The 25,356-nt window shown below is 34.2% G+C and carries 19 protein-coding genes and 2 pseudogenes; 16 read left to right on the top strand and 5 right to left on the bottom strand.

The features are described 5' to 3' along the window. Positions 1 to 24: 24 nt before the first annotated feature. The gene (locus JFU24_RS02820; RefSeq protein WP_201224539.1) at positions 25 to 354 is read left to right on the top strand and encodes a hypothetical protein; all 330 of its coding nucleotides are present in this window, start codon (positions 25 to 27) and stop codon (positions 352 to 354) included. Positions 355 to 715: 361 nt separating this feature from the next. On the opposite strand, the gene JFU24_RS02815 is transcribed toward JFU24_RS02820, so the two are convergent. Further along, positions 716 to 886 carry a hypothetical protein gene (locus tag JFU24_RS02815; protein ID WP_201249465.1) on the bottom strand — a complete coding sequence of 57 codons (171 nt, stop codon included), beginning with the start codon at positions 884 to 886 and terminating at the stop codon, positions 716 to 718. A gap of 636 nt (positions 887 to 1,522) precedes the next feature. On the opposite strand from JFU24_RS02815, the gene JFU24_RS02810 reads away from it, so the two are divergent. From JFU24_RS02810 to JFU24_RS02780, 7 genes are all read left to right on the top strand, one after another. After that, the gene (locus JFU24_RS02810) at positions 1,523 to 3,511 is read left to right on the top strand and encodes a transporter substrate-binding domain-containing protein (RefSeq protein ID WP_201224537.1); all 1,989 of its coding nucleotides are present in this window, start codon (positions 1,523 to 1,525) and stop codon (positions 3,509 to 3,511) included. A gap of 48 nt (positions 3,512 to 3,559) precedes the next feature. Continuing rightward, positions 3,560 to 4,936, top strand: a complete 1,377-nt coding sequence (locus JFU24_RS02805; protein WP_201249464.1) for a sigma-54-dependent transcriptional regulator — start codon at positions 3,560 to 3,562, stop codon at positions 4,934 to 4,936. Positions 4,937 to 5,105: 169 nt separating this feature from the next. Continuing rightward, positions 5,106 to 6,029 (top strand): TAXI family TRAP transporter solute-binding subunit, encoded by a 924-nt coding sequence (locus JFU24_RS02800; protein ID WP_201249463.1) that lies wholly within the window; start codon positions 5,106 to 5,108, stop codon positions 6,027 to 6,029. A gap of 106 nt (positions 6,030 to 6,135) precedes the next feature. Beyond that, entirely contained in the window at positions 6,136 to 7,236 is a 1,101-nt protein-coding gene (locus JFU24_RS02795) for an ABC transporter substrate-binding protein (protein ID WP_242485258.1), read from the top strand. A 19-nt stretch (positions 7,237 to 7,255) separates the two neighbouring features. Further along, positions 7,256 to 8,422, top strand: coding sequence for an ABC transporter ATP-binding protein (locus JFU24_RS02790; RefSeq protein ID WP_201224531.1), 1,167 nt, complete (start codon positions 7,256 to 7,258; stop codon positions 8,420 to 8,422). After that, positions 8,386 to 9,330, top strand: coding sequence for an ABC transporter permease (locus JFU24_RS02785; protein ID WP_397329748.1), 945 nt, complete (start codon positions 8,386 to 8,388; stop codon positions 9,328 to 9,330). The genes JFU24_RS02790 and JFU24_RS02785 overlap by 37 nt, the downstream gene beginning before the upstream one ends. Then, positions 9,330 to 10,136 carry an ABC transporter permease gene (locus JFU24_RS02780; RefSeq protein ID WP_176527609.1) on the top strand — a complete coding sequence of 269 codons (807 nt, stop codon included), beginning with the start codon at positions 9,330 to 9,332 and terminating at the stop codon, positions 10,134 to 10,136. The genes JFU24_RS02785 and JFU24_RS02780 overlap by 1 nt, the downstream gene beginning before the upstream one ends. Positions 10,137 to 10,211: 75 nt before the next feature. On the opposite strand, the gene JFU24_RS02775 is transcribed toward JFU24_RS02780, so the two are convergent. Further along, positions 10,212 to 10,853 carry a hypothetical protein gene (locus JFU24_RS02775; protein ID WP_201249462.1) on the bottom strand — a complete coding sequence of 214 codons (642 nt, stop codon included), beginning with the start codon at positions 10,851 to 10,853 and terminating at the stop codon, positions 10,212 to 10,214. Between the two features lie 356 nt (positions 10,854 to 11,209). Between JFU24_RS02775 and JFU24_RS02770 the strand changes: the two genes are divergently transcribed. The 8 genes and pseudogenes from JFU24_RS02770 to JFU24_RS02735 all read left to right on the top strand — a co-directional run bounded on the left by JFU24_RS02770 (position 11,210) and on the right by JFU24_RS02735 (position 20,449). Then, positions 11,210 to 11,581, top strand: a complete 372-nt coding sequence (locus tag JFU24_RS02770) for a hypothetical protein (RefSeq protein ID WP_201249461.1) — start codon at positions 11,210 to 11,212, stop codon at positions 11,579 to 11,581. 558 nt (positions 11,582 to 12,139) lie between these two features. Continuing rightward, positions 12,140 to 12,586, top strand: coding sequence for a HEAT repeat domain-containing protein (locus tag JFU24_RS02765; protein WP_201249460.1), 447 nt, complete (start codon positions 12,140 to 12,142; stop codon positions 12,584 to 12,586). Between the two features lie 874 nt (positions 12,587 to 13,460). Beyond that, a complete protein-coding gene (locus tag JFU24_RS02760; RefSeq protein ID WP_201180487.1) occupies positions 13,461 to 15,782 on the top strand; it encodes a xanthine dehydrogenase family protein molybdopterin-binding subunit in 2,322 nt (773 codons plus the stop codon). Next, positions 15,782 to 16,621, top strand: a pseudogene (locus JFU24_RS02755) (FAD binding domain-containing protein). Before JFU24_RS02760 ends, JFU24_RS02755 begins: the two are co-directional and overlap by 1 nt. Next, complete coding sequence (locus tag JFU24_RS02750; RefSeq protein WP_201180486.1) at positions 16,614 to 17,105, top strand: (2Fe-2S)-binding protein; 492 nt, start codon at positions 16,614 to 16,616, stop codon at positions 17,103 to 17,105. Before JFU24_RS02755 ends, JFU24_RS02750 begins: the two are co-directional and overlap by 8 nt. A 42-nt stretch (positions 17,106 to 17,147) precedes the next feature. Continuing rightward, positions 17,148 to 17,603: a hypothetical protein gene (locus tag JFU24_RS02745; RefSeq protein ID WP_201180485.1), complete on the top strand. Its 456-nt coding sequence runs from the start codon at positions 17,148 to 17,150 to the stop codon at positions 17,601 to 17,603. A 759-nt stretch (positions 17,604 to 18,362) separates the two neighbouring features. Beyond that, the gene (locus JFU24_RS02740) at positions 18,363 to 19,184 is read left to right on the top strand and encodes an alpha/beta fold hydrolase (protein WP_201180484.1); all 822 of its coding nucleotides are present in this window, start codon (positions 18,363 to 18,365) and stop codon (positions 19,182 to 19,184) included. 416 nt (positions 19,185 to 19,600) lie between these two features. Continuing rightward, complete coding sequence (locus JFU24_RS02735) at positions 19,601 to 20,449, top strand: methyltransferase domain-containing protein (protein ID WP_242485256.1); 849 nt, start codon at positions 19,601 to 19,603, stop codon at positions 20,447 to 20,449. 2,671 nt (positions 20,450 to 23,120) lie between these two features. Here the strand turns inward: JFU24_RS02735 and JFU24_RS02730 are convergent. From JFU24_RS02730 to JFU24_RS02720, 3 genes and pseudogenes are all read right to left on the bottom strand, one after another. Next, positions 23,121 to 23,273 (bottom strand): YfhD family protein, encoded by a 153-nt coding sequence (locus JFU24_RS02730; protein WP_152952274.1) that lies wholly within the window; start codon positions 23,271 to 23,273, stop codon positions 23,121 to 23,123. Positions 23,274 to 23,497: 224 nt separating this feature from the next. After that, positions 23,498 to 24,015: pseudogene (locus JFU24_RS02725) on the bottom strand (GNAT family N-acetyltransferase); the annotation flags it as partial. A gap of 310 nt (positions 24,016 to 24,325) precedes the next feature. Next, positions 24,326 to 25,303 carry an NAD(P)H-dependent flavin oxidoreductase gene (locus JFU24_RS02720; protein WP_201249459.1) on the bottom strand — a complete coding sequence of 326 codons (978 nt, stop codon included), beginning with the start codon at positions 25,301 to 25,303 and terminating at the stop codon, positions 24,326 to 24,328. Positions 25,304 to 25,356: the final 53 nt, after the last annotated feature.

Here is a 25,356-nt window from a genome sequence, read left to right as displayed (position 1 = left end):
ATTTAATATTGAGGAGTGGTTAAGTTGAAAAAGGTAACAATAGACAAATTAACATTTAAAAATCATCTATCGACGATTGAACAACTTTCATTGAAAGATTTTATGTTTAAGTGGCTAGGTAACCCCGAAGAAGGTTTAGATGATTTTCTTCCACTTACGTACACAGATACTGTCTTTGCAAAGATGGAAACACCATTGGAAACCAATTTTCGGATTCAAGGTGATGAAACCTTAAGATATGTAACAATAACGGAAGATAATCAGATTGTTATAGGGGTCTTGGACCTAAATCAAGAGTTAGCGTTTAGAATTTTGTCTCTAGAGGAGCATTTGGAATCAAATCTGAACCGTTAGTTGAACAAGATAACAGAACCTGCCATAAATAAAGCCTTGTAATTTTAAGGAAATGCTTTTTAAAATTTTTCCATCTATAGAGTAATATTAGCTTTTTGAGTTGTTAGAAATTAAATTGGGCAAATAATCAATGAATAGACAATTTTGTCCTATGAAATTTAATTAGGAAAACACCCTAAATGTTCGAATTGGATTCTATATCTGAACCTAAGAAAATAGACTTTCAAACGTTTTCCTATTATTAGGGTTTTTGTATAAGATAGTGAAATGGAGTAAACTGAACGAAAAAAATTGACTTTAAGTTGAAATTGAATCTAATAAACATCCGGAACTAAATCTAAATAGTGAGTATGACCAAACATTACTTTCCGTTATATTTATGGCCCATTGTATGTTTTAAGTGTCCAATCACTAATTTATAGCAATCTTGTAATTCTGGAGACATATTTTCATTCTTCACTAACATCCTTAAGGTCTTCTCTGTTTCAGAGACTACTTGGTGTTTAATTGACCTAGTTGGTTGTATCGACATTTTATTCACTCCTTTTCTTAATATTATTGACATATATCAATTTAATTAATCTCAATTTGCCAAAATTACATTAATTTTATACGAGGAAGAGTTTACTTTTTAGGAGTATACAATTGCCTATGCGGACTATTTATTTCTGTTGGAATTCTCTGAAATCGGCACCTGCTAGGTTAATCTTTTCTAAACTAAACTAAATAGAATCAGATGCTATTTCTAAAAGTGAATGAAAATTATATGAAATGTTTGAATAGCCCTTCTCAATGTGAGAGGGGCTATTCTTACTTTAGTTGCTTAGCTTTCTGTATTTAGTGTGAATATGTGGTACTTAATTATATAGTAATTACGCTTTTGACATTAAGCCCGATTTACATATATACAGATTTTGCAAACGTGCTGATGCAAGGGTGGCAGCGTGGCTACCTACTACAATAAAGTTGATTTATTTATTGTAGAATAGCGGCAAATAATTTGTTGCAACATGTAAAACTGTGTCAGATTTCACTAATAATATGTTTGATATTAAAGGTATCAAGTTCTTATTGGAGAAATATTAATATCATGGCGTTTTTTAACGAGAGTATAACTACATGGAATTAAGAATTTCAACTTTAAGGAGGGCTCTTAATTATAAAACAATTGTATAAAATATTAGGTATCTGTTGTTTCACTCTCTTTTTTCAAACAATATGGTCCCCTGATATTTTTGCCGAACAAAAAACGTATAAAATTGCGGGAGAATGGGCTCTTCCACCTTTTTCATTTAAAAATAAGGATGGAGAGCTGACTGGTATTAACATTGATATAATGGAGAAAATAGCGGATTATAATGGGCTTGATTTTGAATATATTCCTATGGGTATGCAAGATGCGGAAAAGGCATTAAAGGATGGATCTATTGATGCGATTGTTGGTAGTACATATAGTACCGAAAAAGATAATCAATTTGATTTTACCCAATCATATTTCACAATGTCTCAATCAATAATTATCCCAAACGCCAAGCAAAATGATATTCATACTCTCACAGATTTACGTAATTCACATGTTGTACTTGATAATAACACGCCAGTAATCAGCACATTTTTGAACATGAGAAATACAAACCTAACTACTGTTTCTAATCAATACTCGGGTATTCTAACATTATTGAACAAACGGGCAGATGTATTTATCGGAAACAAATGGACTGCAGACTATTATTTAAAAAAGTTCAGACAAGAAAATCATTACATCATACTTGATGAAGTTATTGAACCCGCAGATTATACGATTGCAGTTAAACAAGGGAATCAAACGTTGCTTTTCATGATGGACAATACACTCACTGAACTTAAAGCAAATCGAAATTTAAACGAGATAATTGATAAATGGGTCATGCCTCAATCCAATCAAAAAATTGCCAAGCTGGAGCAATTTATCTTTTGGTTAATCATAATCTTAGCCGCAGTAGCTCTGATCCTTTTAATTATTTACATATGGAATCAAAAACTTAAGAAATCAGTCCATGCCCAAACAAAGAGTCTACACCTTTTAAATAAGGATTTACAGATGCAACGGCAAAATATTGCTAATAGTAAAGCATTTAAAGATCAAATTTTAAACAATATAAATACAGGGATCATTACATTCGACCTTGATTTTGTAATAACTAGCTGTAATACAAAAGCATCGGATATTCTTAACATCTCCGCGGAAAATATTTTGAATCTTAGGAATTATCCAACTCTAATAAGGTTATTTAATAGTTCCTATCAAGAACATGAAGAGAAAAATGGGACAAACTATTTTCAAGTTTTGGTATTAAATGAGGAGAGTGAACGCAAAGTAATCTCGTATACGGTACATAAAATGTACAATTCTGAAGAAATACAAACAGGATTCTTACTTTCCATGAATGATGAGACGGAAAAGAAACTATTAGAGAAAAAATTGGTCACTCAAGAAAAGTTGCATGCACTTGGTCAACTAGTCGCAGGTGTTGCACATGAAATTCGGAATCCCTTAACATCTATAAAAACTTTCATAGATCTGCTTCCGAGTAAATATGAAAATCCTCAATTTCGCCAAGTTCTTATGGAACACTTGCCTACTGAAGTAAACCGGTTAAATGCGATTGTTACTGATCTAATTGATTATGCACGTCCACGTCCACCAAATATACGAAATTATTACGCTCACGAACTTATTTCTTTACTTGCTTTTCATAAGGTAACTATGGAAAAAAAACAAATTAATTTTGAACAAACAATTGATGAAGATCTTGTTTTTTATATAGATTTACAACAAATTCATCAGGTGCTTCTTAACTTAGTATTAAATTCTATTCAAGCGGTAGAAGAAACAGAGCATAAAACTATTAAAATTACAATTGATAAAATGAACGAAAAAACAGGACGGATTGTCATAGCTGACACGGGCAAGGGGATGAAACAGGAGGAACAAAATCACATCTTTGAACCTTTCTTCACCAATAAAGAAAAAGGGGTCGGATTAGGCCTTACGTTATCATACAGACTAATTAAAGAAAATAATGGGGATATTTATGTGAAAAGTTATCTTAATTCAGGAACAAAGTTCGTCATCTTATTACCTTTATCTGAAGAACAAGAAGCCATTTTGAGTTAATAATGTTATTAAATCTTTTGTTATGATTATAAAAGGAGGAACAGAAATATGAAGCCACATGTGCTAGTGATCGATGACGAACCTGCAATTTGTACAGCTCTTAGCTTTGCATTAGAAGACGATTATCAAGTTGTCACTACTACAGATCCAGATGAAGGTCTTCGACATTTTGAACAGATTTCAGTTGATATTGTTCTACTTGATTTGCGGATTGGAAGTAAAAGTGGATTAGATATTCTTCAAAAAATTAAACACAGGTCCCCCAATGTTACTGTAATTATGATGACGGCCTATTCATCTATTGATACTTCCATTGAGGCAATAAAAAATGGGGCCTATTACTATATCGAAAAGCCTATCAATATAGAAGAACTGTCATTGCTTTTAATGAGGGCAGCCGAATTTAAACAGATGTCCAATCAGTTAGAGACGCTTCATGAAGAATTAGAGAAGACAAGAGGATTCGGAAATTTCCTTGGCAACAGCAAAGCAATGCAACGTATTTTTTCAATGATCGAAAGAGTGAAAGATATTGATTCAAGTGTTCTTATTACAGGAGAAAGCGGAACTGGAAAAGAACTTGTCGCCCGAAGCATTCATACTTTAGGAAGACGAAAAAACAATCCAATGCAGATTGTTAATTGTGCAGCTATACCCGAGATGTTGCTAGAATCTGAATTATTCGGTTATGAAAAAGGAGCGTTTTCCGGTGCCACACAGCGGAAGGAAGGGAAATGCGTTGCTGCCGATGGGGGTATCCTTTTTCTCGATGAGATTAGTGAAATGCCACTTCCTCTTCAAGCTAAATTATTACGTGTGCTACAGGAACGGGAAGTAACACCTCTTGGTTCCAATACAAAAATATCATTGGATGTCCGTATTATAAGCGCAGCTAATAAAAATCTAGAACAAATGGTAATGGAAGGTAAGTTCCGAGAGGATTTGTATTTCAGACTAAATGTTATCCCAATTTCTATGCCACCATTAAGAGAAAGAAAAGAAGATTTACCATTGCTTATGGATTATTTCATCAAAAAACACGCTAAGGATATGAATCGGGAAGATAAGACGTTCACAGCATCAGCACGTCGGTTGTTGCTAGATTATCATTATCCAGGGAATGTGCGCGAGCTTGGTAACATTATAGAGTATGCTGTTGCCCTTTCAAACTCAAATAATATGGAAGATACTGACCTGCCACAATATGTTCAAGAACAAAAGCTAATATTACAGTCTGGCAGTCCCAATGAAGACTTTAACAGTTTTAGTATCCCAATCGGAATCTCGATGAAAGAGATAGAGGAAAAAGTAATAACAGCTACACTTCAATACTGTAATAATCACCGACAAAAAACAGCACAAATTCTAAAAATTTCAGAAAGAAGCCTTCGCGATAAAATTAAGCTTATTTCAAATGGGGAATAAGAGATAAATTAAATCAACCACTTACCGGCATTTTTTTCTGGGTACCCGGCAAAAAATGCCGATTTTTAAGATTAAAATGCACAAAAATTCGGCAGGAATTGCATTTTATAGCTATAAATCGACTTGGCACAGTACTTGCATTTAACTTTACTAAGAAAGGAGGGCCAATATGAAAAATGGAGCACTCTTTATAAAAGCTGCTTTGTTATTTTGTTTCATAACAGGATGCTCTTTTATGAATGAGCAGCAGGAAATAACTACACCTGCTAATACTTTAATTCAGAAGCAATTCACTTCTGAGGGTCAGGATTTAAATAATAGACTGCTAATTATTGCAACAGGAGATATGTCAGGGGTTTATTTTTCATTAGGACAAGTATTGTCCAACTTGTATGAAAAATATAATGGAGCAGTATCGGGGACTCAAGTCACCCATGCATCTATTGAAAATACTGAATTAGTTAGCCAGCATCAAGCAGAAATTGGGTTTACTACAGTAGATGTACTTGATTTGCCAGAAACGAATAAATCAAAGTTACGTGCATTAACCACCCTTTATTCTAACTATGTTCAAATTGTTACAACGAAACAAAACAATATTGATTCCTTAGAAGATTTAGTTGGGAAACGCATTAGTATCGGTACGTCAGGAAGTGGTACAAGACTAATTGCAGAACGAATCCTTTTGGAAACTGATTTACCGCTTGACCAATTGAATTTATCCTATCTTTCATTTTCTCAATCTGCAGAAGCATTACGTAATGGTACTATTGATGTGGCTTTCTTCTCTTCAGGTATCCCGAATAATGAAATCGCTTTCATCTCAAAGGAAACGAATCTCTCATTTATACCTATACCGGAAGATATCATTGACCGCCTTCAAAAACAAAATGGTGGTTATACAAAGAATGAAATTTCAAGTGACACATATAAAGGAATGAAAAAGAATATTCAAACGATTTCAATTAAAAATGTCTTATTAACTTACGACGAAATGTCAGATTTGCAGGCGTACAATCTTGTTAAAACATTATATGAACATCTGCCTGAGTTGCAAGCATACACATCCGAGTCGCATCTGATATTTCAATAAATGAAGCAACTATGCAAATTCCTATTGAGTATCATCAAGGTGCCATAAATTATTTTACCGAACAAGGAATTATTCATTAATAAAGTAAAATGGGGAGGTTCATCAATTGAAAAAAATAATTAGTTTATTCTCAATAATATTATTGGTTATGCTTGCAGGATGTGGTAATCCAACGCCACAAAAGCCGGGGGAAGCAACTCAAACAAGTACAGGTGAAAAAGGTGAGAAAAAAATTACGATAGCCGGTAATGGCGGGGTTATTGAAAGTGCCATTCGAGATGTGATTGCTCCAAAATTCAAAGAAGAAACTGGGATTACAGTTAACTATATTTCGGGTTTATCAGGTGAAATTTTGTCAAAAGTGGAATTACAGAAAAACTCTCCACAAATTGATGTTGCCCTTTTTGTACCTGTTGATGTAATACGAGCTCAAGACAAGGGACTTATTGATTCCGTTGATGAGTCTAATGTTCCAAATATGAAATCTGTAGATTCGCGATTCATTCCAATTGAAAAGGCTGCTGCTCCAGTATTCGGCTTGGTTATTGCACCAGCTTACAATACAGAAACATTTAAAAAGAAAGGGTTAAAATCGATTGAATCTTGGAACGATCTTGTATCTCCAGATTACGAGGGTAAAACGGCATTTTCAGACATTACGAATGATTGGGGCTTTAATACTCTTAATGGTTTAGCAATTTCAAATGGTGGCAGTACAGACAACATGGAGCCAGGGCTTGAAAAAGCAAAAGATCTTGCAGGATATTCGAATACTTTTTATAAAAATTCAACACAAATGATGCCAGCTATCCAACAAGGAGCTGCTGACGTAACCGTGATGGGAAGTTATTCTATTGGCGAACTTGCTGTTTCAGGAGTTCCAATCAAAATGGCTGTTCCTAAAGAAGGTGTGCCGCTTCAAGCATTTAGTGCTTCACTTGTGAAAAATACACCTAACAATGAAGAAGCACTTGAATTTATCAACTATTTAATTAGTGAAGAAGCACAAGAGCTAATTTCTGAGAAAGGATTTTATCCGACGGTAGAAGGAATGAAAATTTCAGAAAAATTCGAAGAGTCAATCGGACTTAAAGAAACCGATAAAACATTCAAACCTGATTTTGCTAAGTTTGCTGAGATTCGTGCTGAAGTATCTGACAGATGGGCAAAAGAAGTAACTCCTGAACTAGGTAAAAAACTCAAATAAAAAGGAGCGGGTTGAACACATGGAAGTCTTAAAAAACGATGTAGAAATTAAAAGGACACATACACATCTTGAACCAGTACAACACTTAGGTTCAAATAAAAATGATGTAGAGGTAAAAGGAGCATTTAAACAATTTGGATCAAATGTTGTATTAAATGGCATTGATTTAGAGGTGAAGCAAGGAGAGTTACTTACTCTTCTTGGTCCTTCTGGATGTGGAAAGTCGACAACCTTAAATCTTATTGCAGGTTTCCTCGATGCAGATCGAGGTGAGGTTTATATTAAAGGGAACAATGTAACGAAAGTTCCGCCATATAAGAGAGATTTAGGTATGGTTTTTCAAACTTATTCCCTTTTTCCTCATATGACAGTATATGAAAATCTTAGCTTTGGATTGAAGTTGCGAAAAGTAGGTAAAGCTGAACAAAAAAAGAAAATAAGTAAAGCACTGGAATTAGTAAAAATGTCAGGATTGGAAAATCGTTATCCGAGAGAATTATCAGGAGGGCAACGTCAGCGTGTTGCTATATCCAGGGCACTTGTAGTTGAGCCAGAACTCCTTTTACTTGATGAGCCCCTTTCAAATCTTGATGCTAAGTTACGCCATGAGCTAAGAGCCGAGATTAAACGTTTACAAAAGGAGATTGGGGTAACAACTATTTTTGTAACACATGATCAAGAAGAGGCTCTGTCTATGTCAGATCGAGTAGTGGTTATGAATGCAGGTAAAATCGAACAAATCAGTACCCCAACTGATATTTACAATCATCCTAAAACAGAATTCGTCTTTCAATTTATTGGAAAGTCAAATTGTTTTGAAGGTAAAGTTTCAGAAGTGGATAAGCGGAGAATTTCAGTCAAAATAGGTGATGATATCACTCATGTTGATGCAGATAATATCATGGGAAATGATAGCAATTTGAAAGCTGGGGATGAGGTGAAGATGTATATTAGACCCGAAAAGGTACAAATTGTTCCTGCAGAAGAAACCGCTTTATCACTTTTTGATTACCATAAAGCCAAGATTAGTCAAATTAATTATCTTGGTACGTCATGGGAAATTAATGTTTTATTACAAGGGAAAAGTGTTCAAGTTTTGACTTCTTCTTTTAATTCTTCATGGCAAAATGGGAGTGAGGTGTATATCGGATGGAGCCCATCAGAAGTTATGCTAGTCAAGAAATAGAAAAGGATATGAATCCAATAGAGCCACAAAAAGAACCTAAATTCAAAAAAAGAAAAGTTTGGATACCTGGACTACTCCTTTTAACACCTATTTTATTATTTATCTTTGGTTTCTTTGTCATTCCAATGCTATACATTCTATATTTAAGCTTTATTTCAACTGATAATCTTGGTGGGGCAGATGCAGTATATAGCTTGAAAAACTATACACAAATATTTACGGATAGTTACTATTTGTCTTCTTTATGGTTGACAGTGAAAATCAGTTTATATTCGGTTTTAGTTTCTCTATTTCTAGGTTATCCAGTAGCAATGACAATGGCAAAAAGTTCACCACGAATTAGAGGGTACATCACTCTCTTGATCGTGTCACCACTTTTGGTAAGTATAGTGGTTCGTAATTTTGGTTGGTATCTATTGCTACTGCCTAACGGAACGATAAATCAAACGTTGATGGCACTAGGTATTATAGATACTCCATTGAAACTACTATTTTCGGAAATTGGAGTTGTTATCGGGCTTTCTAATGCATATCTGCCTTTCATGATCTTATCTATTGTTGCTAGCTTATATAATATTGATCCTTCTTTAGATAAGGCGGGAGCAATTCTTGGGGCAAGTCCTTTCAGAAGGTTCTTTTCAATTACTTTGCCGCTAAGTATACCTGGTATTGTCTCTGGTTGCATTCTTGTATTTAGCTTGTCGATGAGTGCCTATGTTACACCTGCACTAATGGGTGGAGCAAATGTACCTGTTATGCCAGTTGTCATATATGATCAAATAAATAACTTGCTTCACTGGACATTTGGATCAGCTCTTTCTTATATTCTATTAGCAACAACGGTCATTTCAGTAGCTGTCTTTACTAGAATGTTTGAAAAAGGGAAATTTAAGGAGGTATTCCGATGATGAAAACTCTTGGTGGCCTTCGCATCGCTGTTGCTGTGTTAGCAATAATCTATATCTTAATACCACTCATTGTAGTTATACCTGCTTCTTTTACAAGTGCTAATTATCCAAGTTTTCCAGCAGAAGGTTTCTCACTACAATGGTATACCAAAATTTTAGAACGCCCTGAGTTTTTGGAAGCATTTATTAATAGTGCCAAATTCGCCGCCTTAGCAGCTATTTTCTCCGTCATATTTGGAACTTTAGGGGCTCTTGGCATTGCAAAGTATGATATACCCGGCAAATCGTACATTACGGCACTCTTAACTTCTCCATTAAGTGTGCCGCAGCTTGTTTTAGGTATTGCACTGTTGATGTATTTCACACCAATGATGCTTGCCGGTACTTCTACAGGATTTTTAATTGCCCATATTGTCATTTGTATCCCATATGTAATGCGTCTCGTTTTAACTGGTTTAAGTGGATTTGATTATAATCTTGAACGTGCTGCAGCTATACTTGGTGCTAATCCACTTACTGTTTTTTTGAAAGTGACACTTCCGCTTATTGGATCAGCTGCTATCTCAGGAGGACTATTTGCATTTCTAACATCATTTGATAATGTAACTGTCTCTCTTTTTATGGTATCACCTGAAATGCGTACGCTTCCAATTGAGATTTTTTCACAAATGCAGGATGCCTATAATCCAATCGTTGCTTCCGTGTCAAGCGTAGTTATTTTCATATCAGTCGTTCTAATCGTTATACTTGAAAAAATTCAAGGTGTCGGAAAGGTTTTCGGCGGTTCTCATCATACGAACGGTTAATAGAAACGTAGACAATAAGTTTATTATTCACTAGCTTGAATTAATTAATTTTTCAGACATTTTTCCTGCAGGTTTTTACACAATTTGTCCATTCAAATAAGATAAACACCGTTTTGCTGCTGATAAAGGAGCCGTTAGGATGGGGACAGAAGGGTTAACCAGCTTTGCTACATGTTCCATACTATATTGGGAAAGCACAATCACTTCTGTTCTTCCATCCATTTGTTCAACCATCATTTTTACCCGCTCGTCATGTTCTGTTCTTTTTCCTTGCGATAATAAGTGAATAATCCCAGGATCAACTATGGATTCCACAATACAGTCTGGGTTTTTATCTCTTAGATAGTTTTGAAGGGCGATTGGTGTTTCTTTTACTGTAGATATTAGACCGATACTATTATATTGAAGTGCTTCATCAAGCATCGCCTCATCTGACCGAAATAACTTCACAGGATAAAGAGGTTGTAAAATTGATGTAATATCGTTAAATGCAGAGCAGGTAAGTTGAATACAGGAAACACCAGAGTCATAGGCTAAGTTCACTAATAAAGAAAAGCGGCGAATGATTTCTGGAGTTAGCGTGCCGCTTTTTTCCATTAAAGCAAGCAGGTTCGTGTCCATGAAATGAAGAAGCTCAAGGTCTGGTTCAACTGTCTGAAACGCTTTTTCAATCGGATTTAGTGCGGTTGTTGTTGCATGAATCAATGCAATTTTCAATAGAAATCCTCCTTTTCCTTTAATTTCATTATATCTAGCAGGACACTGCAACGCTATTATATTCTTAAAAATGAATACGAATGACAGAGGTTACAAAATCACTTCGATAAAAACCTCATTTAATAAAAAATGTTGGATAGGTGTTCAATAAAGTATGTCTCTTGTTAGGAAAATGATAAAGTGTTTGACTGAAGAAGTGATATCACTTATCGATGATCTTTTCTGTCGTGAAACTCGATTCATATGTGTACAATCTTTTCGATCAGCCATATTTTTATTCGAAAACTATAAAGTGGGTATGATGATTTTTTCTATTCATTTATCTCTAGATTATTATAGAGAAGGCAGTGAGAAGCATGGAGAAAGAAGTACTTGCTGAAATAAGTCAGATTATCCCCAGTGACAGAATATTTAATGATTTATCAGAAAGGTATTGTTATAGCTATGATGCTTCTTTTGGAGAGTATTTACCTGAAATAGTTATTCAACCAAAGAATGCAAATGAAATTAGTAAATTAGTAAAATTGGCAAATATACATATAAAAGCTGAAGAAGTGGGATTGTTCTATCCACCTGACCCTAGTAGTTCCAATGTGGCCACAGCCATCACTGTTAATTCTGGCTGTCAGATGCAAATGAGCATTGGCATTCAAAGAGAGGGAGCGGCAAAGCGAATCAAAAGTATGCATCTTGTTGAAATACTCGCTGAGGCTTGCGGATTACATTAATGAATGGAAAGAAAAATGCGGTAATTAGTCAATAGAACAAGTAAGCATAAGAAGCACCAGCAATTCCTTTAAATAAGGAGAAATTGCTGGTGCTTTTTGTTAATCCATAATAATCTATTTCATTCTCAATTCTTAAAGCATATGTTACGAAATTATATGATTGATTTCAATACATACTATAGCTGTCTGACTCGGTAGATGGCATTATCAGTTGCTCGAAATGTGCTGGTAAGAAATCTAAGGAGAACTTATATACAAAATATGCAGTTTAAGGGTTGTTGAACAGAAGTGGATGGCTCAATACCATTTTATTAGCTCCATTATATCGAAAGCTAGGGTGAGCCGCCTCGATGACCCCTTTTAGTTCGATTGATTAAAACCTTTAATTGATATTACTAATCATAAGGCCTTGAAATTTTACTATATTAACATATGGAAAAGGGTATAATAAGAAATGTAAGAATAAATTTCTTAGTAAAAAGGATATTTGTAGTATCGGGTTTAATTTTTTATAAAACCTTAGATACTTACATAAAGACAGAAGGAGAAATGATTCGTTTGAATAATAAAGAAGCAAAAAAAATTGAGTTACCTGCAAATTATGAGGAATTAAAAAAATCTGCCAATCGTACATCGAATTGGAGAGAACGTTTAGATGCGATTGAAGAGTTAGGTCAGTTCAAAAATAAACAAGTTATTGATGTACTTACACATATAATGAATAACGATGCTGTGTATAAGATTCAAGAGGCCGCTTACCGTAAACTTAAAGCATTCGGTGAAGATGTTCAATTACCTTCAAGGAAAAAAAGAGAATTGATTAAGGGATTACGAAAAATCCTGTTAAGAATTAAGAAGAGCTTACCTGAAGATCATACGTTTAAAGAATTCAAAGAGAAGTTAAAGAAAATGAGAATGGACATTTATGATACTTACGAAGGTGAAAAGGGAGCGGACTTTGATAATTGGCTTGAAAACACATGGACAGCCTTATCTAAAAAGTAAATATTAAATGACACAATTTTTATTTTAAAGAATATAAAGTAAGTTACTCGTTCAACTATTAGCGTTTTAGTTTAATAACATAAGAAAAAGGAGCATTGTTTTGCTCCTTTTTCTTATGTTTAAATATCATTACATTAAAATTCACAAAAGTAATGTTCTTCTGATTCACTCAATATTGAATTCGTTAATAATTAATCATATTCCATATTAGGTGTTGTCTTACAAAGCATAAGCTGAGAAAACCAATATAGATGAAGCCATAAAGCAAAAGGGTCTTCTAATGGGAAACCTTTGCTCCAAAATGCACTCCAAACACTTTGTACATTTCATTGTATAAATAATGAATTATTTATTAATTCCCCCTAAAAACACATTTTCTTTATAACTCAACATAAAGTTAGTAATACATATATTTGAATTCATACGTTAATGAACGGTATATATTATGCTTGAGCTTGAGTATGTTGATCAGAAATTGATAGAAAACTTTTCTCCTAGAAGTAATTTAATGTCCAAAGATATAGATGTTAATTACATAACACGAAAAACCCTTTTTAGTATTCGCTTTAATGGTGGCTACCATCATCGAAGTATTCAAAAAGAACCTATCTACTCCTTAGTTGCTTCTAGTTTTCAAGACTGTTACAACCTCCAATACTTAGAGACAAAAATATCTTTTTCTGAAATTAACAATATACAAGGAAACCAAGAGGCAAAACATATTCTGAAGTTATAGATAGCGCAGGAATACTTGTGTTTTTTTTAGAGGGAAATCTGTTTGCTTACATTGATGATATATTAGATTACTTATTTTGGGAAATTGATATTTGATAACAATTAACCAAGAATAATAATGATAACGAGGGGATTCTATATGGATATTATCGGAAAAGGTGTAATTCGTAAAGATGCATGGGATAAGGTGACAGGACAAGCGATTTACACCGGTGACCATAAAGAAACAAAAATCCTTCATGTTAAAAAGGTAATTAGTCCGTATGGACATGCCAATATTAAAAATATTGACATAACCAAGGCTGAAAAAGTTGCTGGAGTTCGTGCAATCATAACTGGCGGGAATTTACCGCTAACAGGAGAAGAGATCAGGGATAGGTACCCCATAGCTCAAGATAAAGTCCGCTATCATGGAGAAGTTGTCGCACTTGTTGTTGCTGATACACCCAAACAAGCAAAATTTGCAGCAGACAGTATTCAAGTTATTTATGAACCTTTACCTGTTATCAATTCACCAATGGATGCCATAAATCCTAAATATCCTTTACTCCACCCAGATTTAGATACCTATAAAAAAATATCCGAGGTATTTCCTGAGCCAGGTACAAATATAGCAAATCGAACCAAAATCCGAAAAGGTGATATGAAAAAAGGTTGGCAAGAGAGCGATATTATTGTCGAGGAAAAGTTTTCTTTTTCCCCTTCAGATCATGTTGCTATGGAAACAAGATGTTCCTTGGCAGAAATTCGGGCAGATAATAAAGTTGTGATAAGTTCTTCTTCTCAAGCACCATTCATGATCAAGCGTTTAATAAGTGATTATTTTGGTGTTGAAATTGGAAATGTTATTGTAAACACGCCTCTAGTTGGAGGTGCTTTTGGTGGTAAAGCCTCGGTACAACTTGAACTATTAGCCTATATTGCATCAAAGGCTGTTAATGGAAGGCTAGTAAAAGTTGAAAATAGTCGTGAAGAGGATATTTTGACATCACCATGTCATATAGGATTAGATGCGACAGTGAAATTAGGATGTACAAAATCTGGTTTGCTTCAAATTGCGGAAATGACTTATCTTTGGGACGGAGGAGCATATGCTGACAAGGCTACAGACCTGAGTCGTGCTGGAGCAGTTGATTGCACTGGTCCTTACCATATAGAAAATATTTGGTGCGATTCTCTTTGTATGTATACGAACCATCCATATGCCTCACCTTATCGTGGCTTTGCGCATTCAGAAGTTTTGTTTGCATTTGAGCGGACTATGGATTCCCTTTCCAAAAAGCTTGGAATAGATCCACTTGAACTTCGTGAAATGAATGCGATACTCCCTGGTAATTCCACTCCAACCCAGGTTCAATTGAATTCTAGCACGGTAGGTAATCTCCCTAAATGTATAAGTGAGCTTAAGAAAAAAATGAATTGGGAAGAGGGCCAGCTAGTTAAAATAAACGAAAATACAATAAGGGCGAAAGGGATAGCTTGTGTATGGAAAACTTCTACGATTGATACCAACGCTGGCTCAGGTGTCATTTTAACCTTTAATCCTGATGGAAGTGTAAACGTCATATCAGGAGTAATAGAAATCGGTACAGGAACGAAAACGGTTTTAGCACAGATTGTATCTGAAAAATTGAAGATGGATATTGATCATGTAAAAGTTCAGATGGAGGTAAATACACAGAGTACTCCAGAACATTGGAAAACTGTAGCAAGTCGTGCGACATTAATGGCAGGGAGGGCAGCGATTCAAGCTGCCGAAGATGCTCTATTACAAATAAAGCAACTTGCTTCCATTGTGTTAAGAGCCCCAGTTGAAGACATCGACCTCGGTCAAGAAAGGGTATATCTAAGGGGCGATCCTGAAATTGGAATACCATTCAATCAGTTAGTTTATGGATATAAATATCCTGATGGAAGTGCAATAGGAGGACAAATAATCGGTAGAGGACAATATACCATTCCACACATAACAAATTTAGACCCCGAAACAGGTGCAGGCAAGCCAGGACCTGAATGGACAGTTGGTGCACAAGGGGTTGAAGTAGAGTATGACATAAATGAATATACTTACAAGATAGTCAAGGCAATATCTGTCATTGATGCAGGAAGGGTACTGAATCAAAAAACTGCAGAAGGACAAATAATGGGTGCAATGAGCATGGGCTTAGCTTTTGGCGGACGTGAAACGTTCTACTTTGATAACTTTGGTAGGGTGTTGAATCCTCAATTTAGAACATATAGACCGTTAAGATATGGAGAAAATCCTGAATATATTTGTGAATTTGTAAATACACCACAATTAGATGCTCCATATGGCGCTAGGGGCCTTGGAGAACATGGTCTTCTTGGCATGCCAGCCGCTCTCGGTAACTGTTTATCTCTTGCTGCTGGAATACCATTAAACCAGTTGCCGTTAATCCCTGAACTTATTTGGAGAGGGAAGAAAGGGAGTAGACTGTGATGTTATCTTACAATTTCGAATACTATAAACCAAAATCCATAAAAGAAGCGATAGAACAATACCAAACATTAAAATCACAAGATAAAAAACCTTTGTACTATGGTGGAGGAACAGAAATTTTAACATTAGGACGTCTGAATTATATATATACCGATGCGATTATTGATTTGAAGGGTATTCCTGAATGTAAGGTATTCGGCTTTCAAAACAATGAACTAATCATTGGTTCAACATTGAGTTTAAGTGTATTTGAAGAAAACAAGGTGTTCCCTTTATTAACGAATACTTCAAAAGAGGTTGCGGATTATTCATCAAGAAATTCAATTACTATAGGTGGAAATATATGTGGACAAATTTTTTATAGGGAGGCTGTACTGCCATTTTTATTATCAGATAGTACTGTTATTATTGCAGGACCAAGCGGAGAAAAAAATTTTAATTAATGAGATTTTTAATAAAGAATTACGCCTGGACGAAGGGGAATTTCTAGTTCAAATTGGTACAGAAAAAGAATATCTAAAAGCACCATACCTAAGTGTAAAGAAACGTAAGCAATGGGACACGGGATACCCACTTTTAACAGTTGTCGCTTTAAAAAAGACGGGATTATTAGATTTGCATTCAGTGGGGTATGCTCATATCCATTTCGTTCAATTCCAATGGAAAAAATACTAAATGACAAGAAATTATCTTATAAGGAGCGAGTTTTAGCTTCTTTTGAGTATTTACCAAGTCCTATATTAAACGATATTGAAGGATCAGATGGATATAGATTATTTGTTTTAGAAAATACCCTATCTAATATTTTGTCATATTTAGGTGGTGAAGAACTTGAATAGGTACCCCACAAATCAAAGAATCACAATTAATTTAGAAATAAATAAAGAGTGGTACGAGATAGATATACTGGCTTCAGATATATTGCTTGATGTACTCCGAGATAAAATCGGACTTACTGGAGCTAAACCTGGGTGTTTAAATGGGGACTGCGGGGCTTGTACTGTGATAGTGAATAATCAGCCAATAAAATCCTGTTTAATGTTAGCTATTGAGGCAATTGATACAGAAATTCTTACAATAGAAGGTCTCAAGGATACACCGATTCAAAGAGCATTTGTAGAGCATTTTGGTTTTCAATGCGGGTATTGTACATCAGGATTTATATTGATTTGTCAGGCATTACTCCTTAATGACAACAATCCTAGTCCTGAAAAGATTAAATCATGGCTTTCTTCGAATATTTGTCGTTGCACCGGATATAAAGAAATTGAAGAATCAATACGTTCAGTAATAAACAATATAAAAAATCAATCAATTAAGTGACGTTTGTCAGTATATCTGAATAAAATGCCTACATAGGGAGTGATGATATTGAATGAGACCTGTGAATTTGATACAAATAAAAAAGTAATTCACTCCTTTCAACGTAGTATCGAAATTACTTCAGCAATCCTATTATTAACCGGGCAAATCACAATCATTGGCATATTTGTAAGGCCAGGCAGATTTAGTCTCTCATTAGGTGGTCCTCTTTTTGGAGGACATCGTTTAGAAGGGAAGGACCACTCGCAAGAAGGAAACCTTTTTATCGATATACTGGACATCATTATAGCTATATTATTAATCAATGATGTAATACATGTGACTGGCTTTTTTGTTTCGTCTGGTGAGTTTACAATTAATGTTTCAGGTCCTATTTTTGGTTATCCTGAAGTTGTTCCGGCACTGCCAATTGAAGATTATAACTTATTTAATACAATCATAACTAAGCATTATATCGTACCACCAGAATTATTAACTAATATAAGAGGGAATGAGTAAAATGTCATTAACAGATATTCCTACAGTAAAAAGTTCTAGAAACAATGCATTTCTAATAGCCCTTCCCATTATCATTTTCATATTTTTCTTCACTCAGCAAAAGTCCACAGATGACTAAATTCATTAATAAAGGTAATACCTTAATCCTAGATAAGTGTCATCTGCTAAAAATGCTAATATAGAGAATCCTTGATACAAAAGGTGCGGGAGATAAATGAATTATCTTTAAGGTATTAAATAAATTGATGAAACACCCGTAAAGATTAGATCAGTATATGAATGAGCGGAACAACAAGATAAATGAATTAGCTTTGATATCTTGAGAGAAACATAGGTTTTAATCATTTCAGAGGTGAGGCCTGATTTTTATGCTTTACCTTTTTTGTTTTGTTTTATAAGTTCTATGTAAATAAAAAATTTTGCATTGCAAGTATTCTTGATGTGGAAACATTTCGAAATCAACATAAACCTAATATATATTGGAGATGCATGAATTAATAAAGACTTATCATAAAAAAATCCCTGAGAATGCATTTTTAAATAAGCTTTGTATAAAAAAACACAAGCATTAAATCGCAGTTAAACATAGAAATGAGAGAGGGAGATAGGTAGAAATTTCAATGAGTCTCTCTGAATAGTCAATTCAGTATTTTATCAATAGTCTGTTTCCAAAGAAATTTCCTTTCTACAATCCAGTAACTATGACCTGATTTTATGCTAATAAGGTTTCACCATACTTATTTTAGGAGGTAGATTAAAGTGGAAAAGAAAAATATGATAATAAATGGAAAGAAGATATCTTATATTGAGAAGGGCAATGTTAATGACCCCCCTGTTCTTTTATTGCACGGGGTACCTGAGTCCAGCCTTTTGTGGAGGGAAATGATTCCTTGCCTTGTGTCTTGTGGATTTAGAACCATTGCACCGGATCTCCCTGGATTCGGCGAAAGTGAACGGTTTGATGAATCCTCAACATGGGAGAGATATGAACAGTTTGTCTCGGATTTTACGAGGGAACTAAAACTAGATAAATTCCATCTGATTGTACATGACTGGGGCGGACTTATTGGACTTAAATGGGCATGTGATCATCCAGAGAGAATACTAAGTCTCTTTGTTTCAAATACAACCATATCAGGAGATTACAAGTGGCACTCACTTGCTCAGATTTGGAGAACACCAAATGTCGGAGAAAAAATAATGAAGCGCATGTCAGATGATTCCCAATTTCAAACTGACATGAAGAATTCGATTCCGAACATAGTTGACGAAACTCTGGAAGACTTCTATCGTGTCTTTAGAACTCCCGAATCAGGTAAAGTCATCTTAGATCTATACCGGTCAGGAAATATAGAAAAGGTTAAATCGTACAATCAAAAACTAAACCAGATCAAAATACCTGTCACCATAATTTGGGGGGAGAAGGATCCTTATATCCCTTTTGAATTTGCCTACAAGCTCCAGAAAGAAGGTTTACCACATGCACAGGTTCACATCATTCAAAATGCCGGGCATTTCATCCAAATTGAAGTACCTGATAAAGTGAATTTTTATATCCAACAGCATTTTAAAAACGTGTAAACCTTTAATAATTTTTATAGAGTGGGAGAAGCGGCAGCATTTCCCTTACACTCTTATCGTTTGATTCTTTAGATCGACTTGTTCTCCCGTAAAAGACACGATTTCTGAACGCCTCATTCCCTTTTTCGCAAGTAATGTAAACATTACTTCATTCTGTTTGAATAATCTTATTGTATTATTAGAATAATTACCTATAAAATAGGGTGATAGAAATCCTTAAAAGTAACAGTGAGTCAATACACAAAGCATTGAACGAAGTTAAGAATGACGAATGCTAATCTGTTGAGAGATCATTATTGAAAAGGGCTTTGTTCATTATCAGGAGCTGATTTGCAGCTCTTTTTCTTTTGCAACTATGGGGTAGAATAGTTTAAGAAAGTATTATACATAAATTATATAATTTGAGGAGAGAAAATATGAAGACAGATAATTTTGATTATATTGAACTTTGGAGACAAGCCATGGTAGATCATACTGGAAATATACCGAAAAGGCTAAATGATGATGCAGCAGAAGAAGCTTTTTGGTCTTCGAGGGTTGAAGGGAAAAAACAACATAAAGAGGACCCTTATGCAAAACTTGTGCAACAAGAGCTACTAACATTATTAAATCAAGATGATCATGTTTTAGAAATCGGTCCTGGGTGGGGCAATTATACCTTCGCTATTGCTGAAGAAGTCAGGAAGTTAACTTGTATAGATAGTTCAAAAAGCATTATCAGTTTTTTGGCATCTCAGGCAAATGAAAAAGGTTTCGAAAACATGGAATTGATTCATAATAAGTGGGAAAGTGAGACAAAAAGAGAGAAATATGACGTAGTATTTGGTTTTAATTGCTACTACCGTATGAAAGAAATCGGTCATACCTTATTAAAAATGAATGAGTCAGCAACACGTTTAGTTATCGTAGGTATGACAACAGGACCAGAAAAACCTCATTATATGGAATTGAAACAACGAGGATATACAATCAATTTGAGAAAACGAGATTACATACACATTTTAAATGTATTGTATCAACTTGGAATACTAGCCGACTGTAAGATCGTGAAATTGAAAAGCAAAAAAATCTATTCTTCTTATGAGGAAATGATTCGCGATAATACTACAAAAATTCTGGATCAGCATTATTCTGACCATGAGGTGAAAACTATTCTTGATAAATATGTGGTAGAAAAAGAGGGGAAATATGAGTATGAATATCCATTTCATGCGACCTTTAATGTATTGGAGTCCAAAGGGAATTTGAAAATATTAGTCTGGTAACCTTTAATAGTATGTGGTGAGGTATATATAGAAGGAAGGAGCTTCGTCTGAAATACCTTTATTTAGCAGGTGTAATGCCGCCCATGTTGTTTCAATGGACTGCCTTAGCCATTGTTCAACCAGCTAATATTATGTACCGACGCAACCACATATAGGACAAATCCTTTTATATTCAACCTATCCGGTACTAACTCATGGGGGAATCTATCAACGACCTACAAATCCTCAAATGGAGTATCAAACAGATTTAAAAATAACTACCCAATTGAGGTAGTTATTTTTTTAAGTAAAAGGGATTACAAAATATCAAACGAAGAATTGATGGTTTTCTTCTTTTGTAAAAACGCGATATGCGTAATTACTTGTGTTGATGTAATACTTTCATGGTCTAAAAGCTCCTGAAGAGTCCGTAAATCGATGTTAAAATGGTTTTCCTCACACACAAAAGGGGGCGTAAGCGTATGCTGTAAAATGAGACAGGGAAAACGCGCAGTAAGCAACCGTGCTTTTTCACTTTATAGCCACGTATCCCCAATTACTTTCCATCTTTATAAAAGACTTCCTTATCGTGGATTTGAAACGAACCCTTGGGGGGGAGAAGCGGATGAAACGGCAGCAAAGTCTTTTTTTCCATAAATTCATATCGTTTAATTTAGTAGATGTGTTCCTACGTAAGAAACATGATTTCTGAACGTCCGATTCCTGTTGTCGCAAGTATTTAAAAATCACTTCATTCGGTTTGGCTAATCGCGATGTATTTTGTTTTAAGAAGCGGAAAAACACTATTTTAAATTAAATCCTACAGAGACATATACCGGTAGTTTTATGATCCATTTTCAATCCCATTCATAATTTCCGAGTCAAGGTTAATTTTTTGTTTTTGAACTTGATCTAATTTGATGCTGTATGAAACGCGCTCAAGTTTTGTTTTCGTGATAGTCTGTAAGCCCATTCAAAAACGCTATAAACATATTCAAATTGCTTATTTTCAAATTGAATGTACAGAATGGATTCAACTATTGCTTGCTGTAACTACAAACAAACCACTATAGTCAAAGGTGCATATACGATAATAAATTATTCGTTCAATAACTTCTAATTATAATTCACATGAAAAGCATTCATAATTCTAAGGATCTTAAGAGGTAGAGGTTCCAAAGTCCAGATAATAAAGGAGGTTCAAAGGTTTAACTATATCATAACTAATTTTTATTCTAGTTTACATAATATATATTATAGGAAGTTGTATTTTAATTGTTAATTTTGTCTCATATCTTAAGAATACTTAACAAAGTGAGACGGAAACTCAGATTTTTATTATTTATAATCTGTTTTATTTATTAATTTTAGAAATTACATTTAGTTAGAAAAATCAAATAATTATCATATATCATAATTTCGTTAAAAATTTGATTGATTTAGAATCTCAGCATTATAATGTGTTTTTTATTTCTCATTATTGCGGTTCTTACTAATTTCACAGAAAGTTCAAATCTTATGTAATTTACTTTACTTTTACTTATTTCTATAATTATCTGCTAATTTCTTCTGGCTACGTACATAAATGATTTTCAATCTTTATTTTAACCAGGATCTAATATTTCATTCGTAGTTTATTTCGGATTTTTCCCAAATTAAATCCAGCATTAATTATCAGAATGTTTCCTCACGATTTGTTTACATAAAAACTCTTACAAATTCAGCAAATATTTTGCTCTGTACTTGGTATCCTTCAACTTTAAAGGTCAAAAAGAATTAAAATCACAAATTTATTATTCTGATATATATAAATATAAGCAAAATGAGAAATATTTCGGGTTAACACTTCGAAAAAGTTATATTAAAATAATTTTAAAAAAACGGAAATTCCTTATTGAATTGAATAAATCCATCAAAAATTATGCAGTTGTTTAATTAACAACCTGAAATATCATAAGTTCCGCTTACCAATAAGAAATAATAAGATAGTCTTCTCTCTCTACCCACATAATTCTCATAATACCGTTAATATGTTTTATTATTAATTAACTGTTTATTGCTAATGCTACTTAAACAAAGTTGTGTTTGAAAATGCTGTTAGAGGAACGGTTAGCATAAATAACTTTCAGAAATATGTTAATAAATATCAAACATTTTGATCAAATATTAAATCCGCTCTTAGGTAGATTAATGCTGAATTAATTAACCATTCTTATTAAGCACACTAGGAAATAATGATGGAGAAAAACAAAGTAGATCCGCTTTCAAATGATCAAACTTAATTACATCATAATAAAGATATTATGACTAATAATGTTAAACGTAACATTAAGTTTGAGTCTCTTTTCCGCTATATTAAACACAATAATGCTCAAATAGCTACTAAGTCATTTCAAGTAGTATTCTGTAATGTACTAAAAAATAACTAAACAACTAAGCATTTCGAGAAAAGGATACGAGATACAAAGATTCAGCAATCGGAGAGTACTTTCGCATATTGCGCGATAATTAATAGCTTTAAGGTAAAATAAGTTACTGAATATGAACACAATATGATCTTTTCAACATATAGCTTTGTAAACCTTAATAATGTTGATTTTTAAACATACAAAAGAGACCACTTATTGTGGCCCCTTTTGTATCTGTTTTACTAAAATTTAATAAAGGCATGTAATCAATCCGTATCTTAGTTTCATTTAGGTCTTGTAGCTCTTATTTTCGGACTTTCACCTAGCTCACGAGAAAACTCTTCATTAACACGTTCCGGTTCTATTTTTAAGTTTTTGGGAGTTTGAGGTAATGATTTTTTTCTGCTAGATGATTTTTGATTGTTTGATCTTCCCATAATACTGCCTCCTAACTAAATTTTAATCTTTATTAGTATGGCTAGGAATCACGATTATATATCTTTAGATTAGCTCATGAACAAATATTTTATCTTAATAACAGTTTTTTTGACCAGCTCCTTTTTATACTACTAACGTACGAGTTAATTCATAAAAAAAAGCGCTTCTTATTTAAGAATCGCGCTCTTTTATTTAACCCTTTTTTAGGTATTCCCTTATTCAAAAATGCACTTGGATATTCAACAACTCCTGAAATATTATAAAGAGCATTTTCTTGCAACTCCAATGCCATAAATGCCTCTTCTGGTACTTCGAAAGGTGCTTTTATTCCCCATAAAGATGTTTTTTCAAACCCGAATTTTGGATAATATTCTGGGTGCCCTGTACAACAACAGAATTGTATTCAAGTTCTTTTGCTTTTTTTAATGCTTCAAGAATTAAGAGTCTTCCTATACCTTCATTTTGATACTCTGGCAAGACTGAAACAGGAGCAAGGGCAAGGGATTCAGCAAATTGATTGTCATTATTAATTTTTAATTTAGATAAAAGAATATGGCCAACAATTTCTTTATTCACGGCCACTAAAGATAAATTTGGAATAAATGCGTCGGATTTTCTAATACGAGACACCAATTCATGTTCTTTTTTATCACTAAACTCCATATTAGCAAATGCACTTCTTACAACTTTTTCAGTAATTTTATAATCCTCAGATAGTTCCTGCCTAATTGTAATGCTCATTCTTAAATCTCCTAACTCATATAGCTTATATTTTTATATAAACCCGTATTTTATCATATTTTTTTTCGTCAACTAACCTGATCCTTTCATTCCTTAAGAAAGAGGTTGCAACAGCAGAACTTCCCTTGAAGTAAAGCATCAATGACCTGTTTTAGTTGAGTAATCTATGTAGAGAATAATTACTTTTAAATAACACATATTAACGACAAATAAAGAAATCATTTTATATAGTCGCTTATACTATTCATCAATAAAAAATAGAATAGGAAATCATATGCGTTTTCCTATTCTATACGAAAAGCTTTGTTGATTAAGTTCGAATCGATTCGACACGATTTTGGATATATTCCAACGAACCTTTAGCTTCATGAACGATTTGTTTTAAAAGTTCATCAACTGTTATGACTTCCTTAATTAAACCGACTGATTGACCGCATGACCAGATCCCTCCGTCTAAATTACCTTCAAAGTAGACGCTTTTACTTCTTTGTCCCGTTATTAGTGGGATTAATTCTCCTATAGTGGCTCCCTCATTTTCTAGTCGGTCGACCTCTTTACTAACAGTATTTAACGCTACACGTGAAGGACTTCCTATATTTCGCTGAATGACGATTGTATCCGATTCATTTGCTGAAACCATCCAGTTCTTCACGTTATCATGAATAGGGGCTTCCTTTGTAGCCATAAAGCGAGTCCCCATAACAATCCCTTCAGCACCGAGTGCCAATGCACTAATAAGGCCTCTACCGTCTGAAAATCCTCCACCTGCTAGTACAGGTATTTTAACAGAATCAACCACTCTAGGGAGCATTACAAGCGTTCCTACATCCCCCATGCCAGGATGGCCGCCCGTTTCATTCCCTACGATAACAACAGCATCGACTCCCAATTTCTCTGCAGACAGTGCGTTTTTGACACTTGCAACCTTATGGATGACAGTAAAACCATGCTTTTTAAGTTTTGGCATTAAAGCCTCAGGACTTCGGCCACTGGTTTCAACAATTTTAACGTCTTCCTCTACTAAAATATCAATAAAGTCTTCATTTGGAGTAGCAGTTTGACTTGGAAATAGATTCAGGTTGACAGCAAAGGGTTTCTTCGTAAATGCTTTTACTTTGCGTACTTCATCACGAAGACCTTCGGGTGTAACCTGTGTTTTGGAGGTAATGATACCTAATCCACCTGCTTCAGTTACTGCAGCAGCAAGCTGAGCTCGGCCAACTTGAAACATGCCACCGCAAATAATTGGATATTCTATTCCTAATAATTCAGTAATTCTCGTTTTCATAGGCCATACCCCTCTCTATACTCATGCATTCCGTTAAATATAAATAATCTTTT

Origin of the sequence: Peribacillus sp. TH27 (genome assembly GCF_016650915.1) — a bacterium.
Classification (GTDB): domain Bacteria; phylum Bacillota; class Bacilli; order Bacillales; family DSM-1321; genus Peribacillus; species Peribacillus butanolivorans.
Note: the sequence above shows the minus strand (reverse complement) of the source record. Positions and strands in the feature narration are given on the sequence as shown.